This is a genomic window from Tissierella pigra, assembly GCF_018917845.1.
GTDB lineage: Bacteria > Bacillota > Clostridia > Tissierellales > Tissierellaceae > Tissierella > Tissierella pigra.
In genome coordinates this window covers 1-13006 of the sequence record NZ_JAHLPJ010000002.1, presented here as the reverse complement: position 1 = coordinate 13006, position 13006 = coordinate 1, and the positions used below count along the sequence as shown (strand labels likewise).

At 28.4% G+C, this 13006-nt stretch carries 13 protein-coding genes; all 13 read left to right on the top strand.

Translation table 11 applies throughout. The annotated features are described in order from the left end of the window. Positions 1 to 22: 22 nt before the first annotated feature. On the top strand, positions 23 to 487 hold the full coding sequence (locus tag KQI41_RS18620) for a PcfB family protein (protein WP_216586015.1): 465 nt from the start codon (positions 23 to 25) through the stop codon (positions 485 to 487). 3 nt (positions 488 to 490) lie between these two features. After that, entirely contained in the window at positions 491 to 2248 is a 1758-nt protein-coding gene (locus tag KQI41_RS18615; RefSeq protein ID WP_216586014.1) for a VirD4-like conjugal transfer protein, CD1115 family, read from the top strand. 24 nt (positions 2249 to 2272) lie between these two features. Beyond that, on the top strand, positions 2273 to 2479 hold the full coding sequence (locus KQI41_RS18610; RefSeq protein ID WP_154440804.1) for a hypothetical protein: 207 nt from the start codon (positions 2273 to 2275) through the stop codon (positions 2477 to 2479). 26 nt (positions 2480 to 2505) lie between these two features. Beyond that, positions 2506 to 3339 carry a VirB6/TrbL-like conjugal transfer protein, CD1112 family gene (locus KQI41_RS18605; RefSeq protein WP_216586013.1) on the top strand — a complete coding sequence of 278 codons (834 nt, stop codon included), beginning with the start codon at positions 2506 to 2508 and terminating at the stop codon, positions 3337 to 3339. 3 nt (positions 3340 to 3342) lie between these two features. Then, positions 3343 to 3882, top strand: coding sequence for a PrgI family protein (locus KQI41_RS18600; RefSeq protein ID WP_216586012.1), 540 nt, complete (start codon positions 3343 to 3345; stop codon positions 3880 to 3882). Beyond that, positions 3833 to 6196, top strand: a complete 2364-nt coding sequence (locus tag KQI41_RS18595; protein ID WP_229768578.1) for a VirB4-like conjugal transfer ATPase, CD1110 family — start codon at positions 3833 to 3835, stop codon at positions 6194 to 6196. The genes KQI41_RS18600 and KQI41_RS18595 overlap by 50 nt, the downstream gene beginning before the upstream one ends. After that, positions 6180 to 8681, top strand: a complete 2502-nt coding sequence (locus KQI41_RS18590; RefSeq protein WP_216586011.1) for a M23 family metallopeptidase — start codon at positions 6180 to 6182, stop codon at positions 8679 to 8681. Before KQI41_RS18595 ends, KQI41_RS18590 begins: the two co-directional genes overlap by 17 nt. Before the next feature lie 10 nt (positions 8682 to 8691). Beyond that, positions 8692 to 8886 (top strand): hypothetical protein, encoded by a 195-nt coding sequence (locus KQI41_RS18585; protein ID WP_216586010.1) that lies wholly within the window; start codon positions 8692 to 8694, stop codon positions 8884 to 8886. 15 nt (positions 8887 to 8901) lie between these two features. Beyond that, on the top strand, positions 8902 to 9240 hold the full coding sequence (locus KQI41_RS18580; RefSeq protein ID WP_216586009.1) for a hypothetical protein: 339 nt from the start codon (positions 8902 to 8904) through the stop codon (positions 9238 to 9240). Positions 9241 to 9259: 19 nt separating this feature from the next. Beyond that, the gene (locus KQI41_RS18575; protein ID WP_216586008.1) at positions 9260 to 9820 is read left to right on the top strand and encodes a recombinase family protein; all 561 of its coding nucleotides are present in this window, start codon (positions 9260 to 9262) and stop codon (positions 9818 to 9820) included. A gap of 25 nt (positions 9821 to 9845) precedes the next feature. Beyond that, positions 9846 to 10898: an ArdC-like ssDNA-binding domain-containing protein gene (locus tag KQI41_RS18570; RefSeq protein WP_216586007.1), complete on the top strand. Its 1053-nt coding sequence runs from the start codon at positions 9846 to 9848 to the stop codon at positions 10896 to 10898. A gap of 102 nt (positions 10899 to 11000) precedes the next feature. Beyond that, on the top strand, positions 11001 to 11336 hold the full coding sequence (locus tag KQI41_RS19235) for an SdpI family protein (protein ID WP_154440812.1): 336 nt from the start codon (positions 11001 to 11003) through the stop codon (positions 11334 to 11336). Positions 11337 to 11430: 94 nt separating this feature from the next. Then, entirely contained in the window at positions 11431 to 12852 is a 1422-nt protein-coding gene (locus tag KQI41_RS18560) for a hypothetical protein (RefSeq protein ID WP_154440813.1), read from the top strand. Positions 12853 to 13006 lie beyond the last annotated feature (154 nt).

Genomic DNA, 13006 nt, shown 5'->3' with positions numbered 1-13006 from the left:
TAAATACAAGGAGGGATCTATTATGTTTTCTGATGAATTCAGCAAAAAATCTATTTACATATCTGTTACTGGAGTCCAGGGAACTTTAAATATTATTGAAGCTGCTATGAAATATTATTTAAATTCTACCAGTAATTCCTTAAAGGGAAGAATGAGTTTAAGAGAATTAAATAAACAAAATCTACAGCTTAAGGATATTCCTTTATATTCTAAAGATCTTAAGGGAATGGAGAAGGAATTAAAAAGATATGGGGTAGATTATGCTATAAAACAAGACTTATCACAAAAAGACACTTATAAGGTTTTTTTCAAAGCCAAAGACATTTCATCTATAGAACTTGCCCTAAAGAATTACACATCAAAAGAATTTTCGCAAAACAAAAAAATGAATATTAAAGACATAATATTAAAATATAAGGAAAAATCAAAAGAGATAAATAAGGATATTAAAGAAAAAAGTCTAACTCGTGATATTGAAGGGAGATAGATTATGAAAAGTAATAGGAGTAAACTTATTTTTAGTTTAATTATATCTTTTTTCGCCTTTTATATTTTCAATAGATCAGCAGGTCTTTATCAGAGTTTTTCAAACCTTGACGAAAATTTTCTATCAAAAACACTTCTAACAATAGACAAATTACCTAATGAAATTAAAACTAACTTTTTTAAAATTTATTTAGATAAGTATTCTATTATTTCAGGGATTATAGGAATTATGATAATATCTTTAATTTATCTTTATAATACCTTTGGAAGGAATAATTATTTAGTTGGAACGGAACATGGTTCAGCTAAGTGGGGAACAGAAAAGGATATAAAACCTTTTATTGATAAAATAGAAGAGAAAAATATCATCCTTACAAAGACTGAAGGCCTATCTTTAGATACTAGGAATACCTTAAGAAATAATAATGTATTGGTTATTGGAGGGTCTGGTTCTGGGAAAACAAGGTTTTTTGTTAAACCTAATTTAATGCAAAAACATACTTCTTATGTAATTACGGATCCTAAAGGTTCACTGATTAAAGAAACAGGAAAAATGCTAGAGGATGCAGGGTATAAGATAAAGATTTTCAATTTAATAGATATGGATAAAAGTGATAAATATAATTTCTTTTCATACTTAAGGGATGAAAAGGATGTTTTAAAATTAGTAAATAACCTTATTACTAATACAAATTCACCATATTCAAAGACATCTGGGGACTTCTGGGAGAAAGCGGAAACAGCACTTCTACAAGCCCTTTTTTCATATATTCTTTTTGAAACTAGAGAAGAGGACAAGCATATTGGTTCAGTAATGGAACTCTTAAGACTGGCAGAAGTAAGGGAAGATAATGAGGATTTTAAATCTCCCCTTGATTTATTATTTGAAGATCTAAAAGAAGAAAATCCAAATAACTTTGCTTCTAAACAATACGATTTATTTAAGTTAGGGGCAGGAAAAACATCAAAGAGTATTTTAGTATCAGTAGGAGTTAGGCTATCAGCTTTTAATATTCCAGCAGTTACAGAACTTTTATCAGAAGATACCTTAGAAATGGATACTTTAGGAGATGAGAAAACAGCTTTATTTGTAATTCTTCCAGATACAGATAAAACCTTTAATTTTATATCAGCAATAATGTATCAGCAATTATTTGATACCTTATTTTTAAAAGCAGAGAAGGAATACGGTGGAAGATTACCTTTTCATGTAAGATTTTTACTAGATGAATTTGCAAATATAGGGCAGATTCCTAATTTTGAAACCTATATAGCTACCATGAGAAGTAGAGAAGTATCTGTAAGTGTAATTTTGCAAAATGTTGCTCAGCTTAAATCTTTATATAAGGACACCTGGGAAACCATAACTGGTAACTGTGATACTTTGTTATTTTTAGGTGGAAAAGAGCAATCAACCTTGGAATATATATCTAAGATGATTGGTAAGACTACCATAGATTTAAGGACAACCAATCAAAGTAAAGGTCAAACGGGAAGTTTTTCTATTAATGAACAGGTACTTGGAAGGGAGTTGATAACATCATCAGAGGTAGGTTTGTTAAAAACAGATGAATGCATTTTAAGTATAAGGGGGGTAGAGCCATTCTTATCAAAAAAATACGATATAACAAAACACAAAAACTATAAAGAATTATCAGATTATGATGAAAAAAATATTTATAGAATTAAGGATCCATTAATGAGAAAATCTGAAAACTTTTTTAGAGATGTAAAAGAAGTAGAAATAATAGGAGAAATCTAAATTAAAAAAGAAAGGGGAATATTCATGGATTTATTAAATCAAGTTTTAACTTTAATAACTAGATTTGCTATTATTGGTGGTGGCCTATGGCTAGTTTGGGGAGCTGTTGTTTTAGCAGGAGGATTAAAGGATAAAAATGGACCTGCCTTACAATCTGGTATATGGCAAATAGTAGGTGGGGGATTAATAATTGCAGCAGCTGCATTATTCAGTAGTGTAGTTGCTCCATAATTATCCATTTACTATGTAGGAAAGAGGTGATTATTATTACTGATTTTATAATGGATATGATAGAAAGTATATTATCAGGTGTAGGATCTACCGGTATAAATAAGATGGATTTATTAGCAACTCCTGAAACATATAATTCAGCTCTATATAATGGAGTAATGTCCATTATGGATAATGCTGTAATGCCTATTGCCTATATTCTTTTAGGTTTGTTATTTATGCTTGAAATTTATAATATTACCATTAGAACAGAGGGAATGAACCATTTTGGATTTGAAATAGTATTTAGAACTATGTTTAAAATTGTGTTGATAAAATTGGTAATAGATTCGACTCCTCTAATAATGAGTGCAATATATGCTATCTCCACAGAAATAATAGGCAGTATTAGCAGTATTTTTAGTGGAAGTGGTTCATTAGGTTCACCAGATTTTCAAACAATAAGAAATGAGATAGATGAGTTAAAAATCCTTCAACAAACCTTAGTAGCTGCACAGGTATTAATAATATGGATAATATATAAATTTTCCATAATTATTGTTCAAGTGATTATGATAGGTAGAATGTTTGAAATATATATTCACTTGGCCATAGCTCCTTTACCTTTGGCTACATTACCAAATACTGAGCTATCAGGAGTAGCAAAAAACTTTTTAAAATCCTTTGCAGCTGTATCAATTCAAGGTGTAATAATATTTATAGTATTAGGAATGTACAATGTTATTATAACCAATGCTGTTTCAGTAGGAGGAACAGAATTAACACCACTTTTATTAGAAGCTATGCTCTATTCTTTAGTTTTAGTTGCATCTTTATTTATGACAGGCAGATGGTCTAAATCAATTACCAATGCTATGTAGGAGGTGATTAAAATTTCCCTTGAAGTTAGAGTGCCTAAAGAAATAACGGAATATAAGGAAAAGATACTTTTTGGTTTATCTATAAGGCAACTATTTTCATTTATATTTGCAATACTAATAGGTTTTTTATCCTATTATTTGTCCTTTAAGTTTTTTGGAAAAGATGTTGCCAGCTATGTGGTGATTTTAATTACTATGCCTGTTTTTGCCTTTGGATTCTTTAAAAAGGATGGTTTTACTTTTGAAAAATATATAGTAATAATCTTAAGACAAAAGCTTGGAAATAATAAGAGAATTTATAAAACAGGGTTAAGTATATTAAAAATAGAAGGAAAGGAAGGTGAAATAATTGGTGCTAAAAAAACTTGGAAAAGGAAAAGAAGAAAAGGAAAGACAAGAGAAGCTAAAGTCTTTGAAATCAGAAAAAAAGACACAAAAAGAAAGGGCAAAGAAATCAAGCGAAAGATTAAGACAGCTAGAAAACAATACAAAGTTGCAAAACAAAGAATTAAAAAAGAAGCTAAAGAAAAGAAAGTCTCCTAAATCTGTTCAGGATAGTATTAGATTTGAGAGAATGTTTGAAGATGGTATTTGTGAAGTTGTAGAAGGATATTATACTAAGACAATTAAATTTTCAGATATAAACTATCAAATTGCAAGAAGAGATGAAAAAGAGAATATTTTTTCTAAGTATTGTCAGTTCCTTAATTATTTTGATGCTAGTATTCCTTTCCAGATTACTATAAATAATAGGGTTATAAACAGAGATGATTTTAGGGATCAGATGCTACTTAAAAATAAGGAAGATAATTTAAAGGATTTTCGAGATGAGTATAATGTAATGCTTTATGAAAAAAGTAGGGAAGGCCACAATAGTGTAATTAGGGAAAAATATATAACATTTGGTACTATGGCAAAAGATTATGAAGCCTCTAAACCTTTGCTAAGTAGACTTTCAATGGATATATTAAATAATTTTAAATCTCTTGGATGTGATACAGAAGAATTATCAGGGATTCAAAGACTTGAAATACTCCATGGGATTTTAAATAAAGATACGGATAAATTAAATTTTGAATATGATTATCTTGTAAGATCAGATTTAAAAACTAAGGACTTTATAGCACCAGATAGTTTTGATTTTAGGAATAAATCTACCTTTGAATTTGGGGAAAAAATAGGAAGAGTTATGTATTTAAAGGATTTACCTCCTGAATTATCAGACAAGCTACTTTCTGAACTATCAGATATTCCTGTAAATATGACTATAACCCTTCATATTAATAGTGTGGAACAGGACAAGGCCTTTGATCTGGTTAAGCAAAAGATTTCTTTTATGGAACAACAAAAAATAGATGAACAAAAGAAAGCTCAAAAATCAGGTTATGATTCTGATATGATTCCCTATGAATTAAAATATTCCCTTGCAGAAGCAGAGGAACTTTTGGATGATTTACAAAATAAAAATCAAAGGATGTTTAAGGCAACTATTTTAATATTTACTTCGGCTAATTCAGATGAAGAATTAGATGAAAATGTATATCAAATTCTTTCTACTGCAAGGAAGAATAATTGTAAAATAGGTTATCTTGATTATTTACAGGAAGAAGGATTAAACTCAACTCTTCTTTTAGGCCATAATTTTGTAGAAATTCAAAGGACATTAACAACTGCAAGTACAGCTATATTCATTCCTTTTACTACCCAGGAATTATTTCAAAAAGGTGGAATGTACTATGGACTTAATGCTTTATCAAGAAATTTAATCTTCTTTGATAGAAAGACTTTAAAAAATGCCAATGGATTCATTTTAGGAACCCCAGGAAGTGGTAAGTCTTTTACTGCGAAAAGAGAAATGGTAAATGTTTTACTTAATACGGATGATGAAGTTATGATTATAGATCCAGAATCTGAATATTCCTATCTGGTAGAAGGTTTTGGTGGAGAAGTAATAAATGTATCTTCGGCAAGTAATGTAAATATCAATCCTTTGGATATAACAATGAATTATGCTGATGATGAAGACCCCTTATCTCTTAAGGCTGAGTTTATCCTATCTCTTTGTGAATTATTAATAGGTGGGAGAAATGGAATTACTGCATCTGAAAAAACCATAATAGATAGAGCTGTAAGATTAACGTATGCACCACATTTTTCAAATCCTAAGAAATATCCAGTACCAACTTTGGTGGATTTTTACGAGGTATTAAAAAAACAACCTGAACAGGAAGCAGAAGCCATAGCCTTATCTCTAGAATTATATGTAAAGGGAAGCCTGGGTGTCTTTGCTAAGCCGACAAATATCGACATAAACAATAGGTTAGTATGCTTTGATATAAGAGACCTTGGAAAACAACTAAGAACCATGGGAATGTTAATTGTTTTGGACCAGATTTGGAATAGGATAACTCAAAATAGAGCCATAGGTAAAAGAACTTGGATTTATATGGATGAGATTTATCTATTATTTCAAAATGAATATTCAGCGAATTTTTTATTTGAGCTATATAAAAGGGCAAGAAAATGGGGTGCAATACCAACAGGAATTACCCAAAATGTTGAGGATCTTCTTATTTCAGATTTAGCAAGAAGAATGCTATCTAACTCAGATTTTATAATAATGATGAATCAAGCAACTACTGATAGATTAGAATTAGCACAACTCTTAAACATATCAAATGAACAGCTAGGATATGTTACCAATGCAAATGAAGGGCAGGGACTATTATTTAGTGGGAATTCTATTATACCTTTTATAGACAAGTTCCCAACTAATACGAACCTTTATAGGATGATGACTACGAAACCTGATGAAATAAGATTAGATAAGGATGAGAGTTATGAAAAAGCCCTATAATTCTTCTAAGGATAATATAATTAAAAATAGTACCACTAATTATGGTGGTAATATTGATAGTGTCATAAAAGAAGATAAAAAGGGTATTGAGAAAACCTATATTAAAGAAGGATATGATTATAGAAAAGAAGTTACTATAAAAACACCTGAAAATATTAGTAGAGAATTAAAAAGTAATAACTATAAAAGTAGAGAAATTCATAGTGGAAAATATGATGAAATAAAATACAATAAAAACGAAGAAATTTCTTATAGAAATAATTATAAGGAAAAGAAAAGCCAAAAACCAGACTATAATAAAGAAGAAATAGATAGGGTTAAGTCTTATGGAGAATCAGATACCAAAAAATATACATTGAATGAAGAAATAAGACTAAATATTTCTGAAGATAAAAGTAATACAGAAAATATAAGATATAGAGAAAGTAGATATAGCAATAAAAATACTACTGATTCCTCTGAAAGTATTAATTTTACTGAGCAAAAAATCAAATCATTATTAAATAATGAAAAATCAAATATAGATAGGGTAACTTCCTATAGAAATAAAGATAGTAAAATTCCCTCTTATAAAATACATGAAGAAAATACACAACCAACTCCTGAAAATATAGCAAATTATGGGAAAAATCACGGAAAACATGACACAGATTTTATATCTACAGGAAAGGCCGGTTCCTTTATATTAAGAAAATTAAAGTCAAAGGATATGATTTATTATGAGAATAGACATGAAGATAACAATATATCCAAACTTATTGATAGAGATGGTACTAATCTTCTAAAGGATAGAGGAAAGAAAGAAAAAAGAAGAGGTAATTTTGAAGGAAGGAATGAAGAAAGAACCATAAGACCTGATGGAATTATTGAAAAAAATCTTACTACAAGAACCCTAGAAAATAGATATATAAGAAGTAGATTTGCTGAAAACATGGGTGATGGTGATGAAAACTTTTCAATTAATTTATCAAAGTCAGGAATTATATCTGGTGAAAAAACTTTAAAACTAGGTGCAAATTTAGGAAGATATACAAGTGTAAAAGCTATTAATCTTTTAAAAAAAGAAAAAATAGATAATATTAATTTAAAATCTACACTAACTAGGTCAACTAAAGATGCCATTATTAATTTTAAAGGTGGAAATAGTGATGATTTTGGTATTCAAACTGTAGTAAATACCAAGGATAAAGCTATTCAAGCAGGAAGAGTATTAATAGATAGAAAAGGCTTTATAAAAACCAGTGTGACTAATTTTGAATTACAAGGAAATCAAGATTTAGGAATAAGAGCTGCTATTCAAACTAAGGATGCTACAGTTCTAGGAACTAGAGTTGTAAAAGGTGTTTATGGTACTACAAAGGCTACTGCAAAAACAGCTAAAAGAACTTATCAAATAGGAAAAAAGGCTACACAAAAGGTAGCTTATGAATTTAATAAGTTTTTTAAAATTCTATCTAATCCAATGGTATTAAAGGGAATTATCAGCATAATGATTCCTTTGGCCTTAATATTAATAATTGTATCTACTGTGACTGCAATTTTTCCAACTTCAACAGCAATAGCCTCATATCCCATAGCAGAAGTGGAATTTATAGAAGAACTTCAAAATAATATTAATACCTGGAATGAAGAAATAAACTCTACTATTCAAGGATATTACAGTTATTATGATGATGTATTAATTTTAAATGATGATATGGTACTTGTTCAGCTAAGGGATGTGTTAGCAATAGTAGCTGTGGAAACTCAACAGGATATTGGATTTAAGGATATGCCCCTTGCAAAAGATATATATGAAATGTTTTATTCTTTAGATACAGAAGTTCAAATTTATGAAGAAGTTGAATCTTACTATGATTCAGAACTTGAAGAGTATGTAGATTTTGTAGTAGAAAAAAAGAGAATAATAGTAGATTTAATAAATTTTTCTATTGAAGATGTTGTTGATACTTTAAACTATGATGAAACCAATAAGGAGTGGGCTATAACATTATCTTTGGCTGACTTAACAGAAATGTATCCTGATTTAATAGTAACAAATGAACTTTATTATCCTAGTATGCCTAGCTTAACACCAGAAGAAATAGAAGAATATGGTGGTAAATTTATACATCCTACAAATGGAGTGGGATATATTAGTTCATATTTTGGCTATCGGACAGATCCTATAACTAAGGAAAGAAAGTTTCATAGTGGTTTAGATATAGCAGGAAATGATAGAAGTCCTATATATGCTGTTCAAGATGGAGTAGTTATTTTTGCAGGTGTAAATGGTGGCTATGGAAATTGTATCATTATAGATCATGGTGGTGGAATGATTACTCTATACGCACATTGTAGCTCTCTTGAAGTTACAAAGGGGCAACCTATATTAGGCGGAGATTATATAGGAAGGGTAGGTAATACTGGAAGATCAACAGGTCCCCATCTACACTTAGAAGTGAGAATAAACGGAAAGTTAATAAATCCAATAAATTTTTTATAGGAGGATAAAGATGGAGAAGAAGATATTAACAAAACAAGAACAGATAGAAAAATTAAGGACTCGAATTAAAAAAGATGAAGAGAAGATAAAAAAATTAGAGGAAGAAATTGAAGAAATCAAAGTTTTAGAAATTAAAGGTGTAATAAAGGAAATAGATATGCCTATATCAGAGGTATTGGCTTTATTAAGAGAAATGAAAAGTTAAATTGGGGGGAAAACCATGAAAAAGCTATTAATTTTTTTACTCATAACACTTCAGCTATTTACTGTAATGGCTTGTAGTAAAAAAGAAGATAATATACTTGTAGGAACTTGGATTGATAAAGATAGAGATACTCTTACCTTAAAAGAAAATGGAGAATATGAGTCTACTCACTATTATGATAAGGAAGGTACATGGAAAGTTGAAGAAGATGTTTTAATATTTAAGAGTGCTTTTAGAGAATTGAATAAAAAGTTTAAAATAGAAGAAGATGGAGGCAATATATATTTATCCTTTGATGAGACAGATATTTTTGGAAATAAAAAAGATAGACAGTTTGTAAAGGAAATAAAGTGAAATTAAAGGTGGTGCTATTTTGAAATTTGGATATGTAAGGGAAAGTATGGATGAAAATGACATGGATTTTCAAATAGATGCACTTGAAAGCTATGGTGTTGATGAAATCCATATAGAATACTCATATAATAAGAATCCTAAAAATACAAAATTAGATGAACTAATTGAAAAACTAAGAACAGGGGATACATTAGTAGTTTATGAGTTAGACAGGCTTGGAAAAACAATAAAGGGACTACAAGAACTGGCAGAATATTTTTCTCTTAAAAAAATAAATCTGATAGTTATAAAAGATAATATAGACACTACCACAAATATAGGCAGATATTTTCTTTATCTTATGTGTATTTTAGGTGATATGGAAAGAAGTGTATTACAGGAAATAACTAAGATAGGAATAGAAACTGCTAAATCAGAAGGTAGAGCAGGGGGAAGGCCTGGAAAGCCTGATAAAGAAGTTAAAGAAGTTTTAAGATTATATAAAAAAGGAAGATATTCTATTGGGGAAATAAGTGAAAAAACTGGATGGGCTACTTCAACTATTTATAAATACATAAGAGAAGATAAGAAGAAGCCATGATTTCTAATTAATAGAGGTGATTAGGATGAAAGAAGATAAGGTTCAAGAACTCACTAAACAATTAGAAGAAGGAATTAAAGACTTATATAATAGTGATAAATATAAAGACTATTTAGATGTTATGAGTAAATTTCATAATTATAGTTCTAATAATATAGGGCTGATTTTGTTACAAAAACCAGATGCTACAAAGGTGGCCGGATTTAATTCTTGGAAAAATAACTTTAAGAGATTTGTAAGTAAGGGGGAAAAAGGAATTGCTATTTTAGCTCCTGCTCCTTATAAAAAGATAGTAGAAGTTGATAAAATAGATTCTATAACTAAAAAACCTATATTAAATAATGATGGTACAAAGGAAAAAGAACAAAAGGAAATAACTCAAAATTATTTCAGAGTAGTTTATGTATTTGATATATCTCAAACCAATGGAGAGCCTTTACCAGAATTAGCAACAAAACTTACTGAGGAAGTTAAAGGTTTTGATGATTTATTTTTAGTTCTCAAAAATGTATCTGAATTTCCTATTGAATATGAGGATATAAAATCTAGTGCCAATGGATATTGTGATCCAGTCAATAAAAGAATAGCTATTAAAGAAGGTTTAGGGGAAGCACAAATAATTAAAACTACAATACATGAAATAGCCCATTCAATTCTTCATTCTGATATTAAAAACAAAGAAAAGGATAGTTCTACTAGGGAAGTAGAAGCTGAAAGTATAGCCTATGTTGTATCTAATGTTTTAGGAATAGATACATCAAGCTATAGCTTTGGATATGTTGGAGGTTGGAGCAAGGATAAAGAATTAACTCAGCTTAAATCATCCTTAGATACTATACAAAAGACAGCCCATGATTTAATATCAAATGTAGAGAAGGAATTATTACTACTACAAAGAAATAGGGAAAACAACTTAAAGATAAGTCTTTATGATGGAGAAGTTGATTTAGATAGAATTAAGGAAGAAAATATAGAAAAACTTCCATTAAGTAAAAAAATTAAAGAGGCCAAAGAAAAGGCTGATAAGGTGAATAAAGATATTAAGCCTGAAATAAATGTAGAGATTGAGAGAAATTAAGTAATTATATAATTAAAAAGGCAACGAATCAAGAATTTAACCTAATAGCTATACAAATAGATATAAAATATAAACCTAGGTTTATAAAAGGGGAGAAACAAGATGAATGATTTATATTGGTTATTTGATATTATAATACCATTAATGATGATAATTTTAGGATATTTGTTTTATAGACATCCACCAAAGACTATTAATTATATATTAGGATATAGAACTAGAAGATCAATGTCATCACAAGAAAAATGGAATTTTGCAAATAAAAGAATGGGTCAACTTTGGTTTAAATGGGGCTGGGTATTATTAATCTTAGTATTATTAACTAGGCTATTATTGCCTATAGAGAGTGAAACTTTTGTTCAGATTAATATGTATATAGGGTTAATATTTATGCTGGCACCAATTATAATAGTCGAAAAGGAATTAAAGAAAATGTAGTTAATCGAACAATAAGAATTAAATAATTTTAAAACTAAATAATTAAGATTACTTATAATTAATAAATTATAATTTTACAAAGGTGGTGAACTATTTGAAGGCCCTAATAAATGTAGATTTATTGGAAGCATTAAGGTCTATTGTTAAACTAAAGGTAGACCATTATCAATCAGATATTACTTATGATATTTTAGATTTGGCTAGTTCCAAAGAAAATGATTATTTTTGTTTTATGGCCAGAGAAGCGGGTACCTGGTTATTTGAACAGAAACAAGTCTATATTAAAGATACCCAGGCTAATATTACATGGAAGTCCTATGAAAATAGTGATGTATCCACCTATGCAGTAGAAATAACTCATAAAGAAGAAGGAAAGATATTAGGAAATATTTATGAAATAGATTATCAAAAAACCCTGGAAGATATTAAGGTTAACGAAAAGGAAATAGAAAAAATAGAAGTAACTTTTGTTAATGATAATAAGATTATTTTTGATGTAGAAAGTTTTAAAAATAATAAAAATGATATTATTAGAGATTATGGAGAAATAAAGGACACAAAGGATCTTATAAAGGATTATTTTGATTTTACAATTCACCAAAATAAATTAAATGCTGAAAGATTAAAAGTAAAAAGCATAATAAAACTTGATGATTATCTATATGGATTAAATAAAGAAAGGTTAAATGATATTGGTTATAAGAAAAATGATATTTTTTATATAAGTAAAGATGATGCAGATAAGATGCTTAATCAGACTAATATTAATGTCTATATGATAAAGGGAAATGAAAAAGTAAAAATAGATACTTTAGCAAATACTTATGAAAAAATTACTTATGGTATCTGGATTGAGGATAAGAAAAGATTTGATAATTTTGATAGAAATGAATTAAATAAAATAATCAGAGAAAAAATAAATGGAAATAGGAAAAAAGAAAAATTAATAGATTTTGGATATAGGGGAAATGATCTTTATTTATTAGATAGCCATCAGGAAATAAAAAATGCATTTATTCAAGATATAAGGATATATGGAGTAGATAAGGATTTAAATAAAATAGTATTAAAAAATATGAAGGAAGTTTCAGATCAACTAAAGCAGAAAAATATTATCGCAGTAGATATTAATGATAAAGAAAAAATAGGGGAATTATTATATAAAAATAATCAATCCAATTATATTGATATATTGGATGATAAGGAAATAAGGACAATAATAAATATGCAGATTAAAGAGGCTACTTATTTTGATAAAATTGAAGAAAGTGACGGAGAGTATCTAGCTAAAAATATTGAAGCTATTGCTGAAAAGCTTATTAAAGAATATGATAAGGATATAAAGATAGCAGAAAAAATAGAAGATATTATTAAAGAAACATTAAAAGAAAAGGTAATGGAAGGAAGGAATACAGAGAAATCTCTAAGAGGAAAAATTGAAGCTGCTAAGAGTAAGGCTGATAAAAGTAATCAAGGTAAGGATTTAAGAACAAGTAAGGATATGGAAAGAAATTAATAAATATTATAATTGAATAATATTATAATTATAGTTTGTTATTTAATGTACATCAGTATATTAATGCGAAATAGCAAATCACTTCAAATTTTATGGAGGGAATACATGAAACAGGCAACTTTAATTTTAATTATTATGTTAATCCTATTTTCTA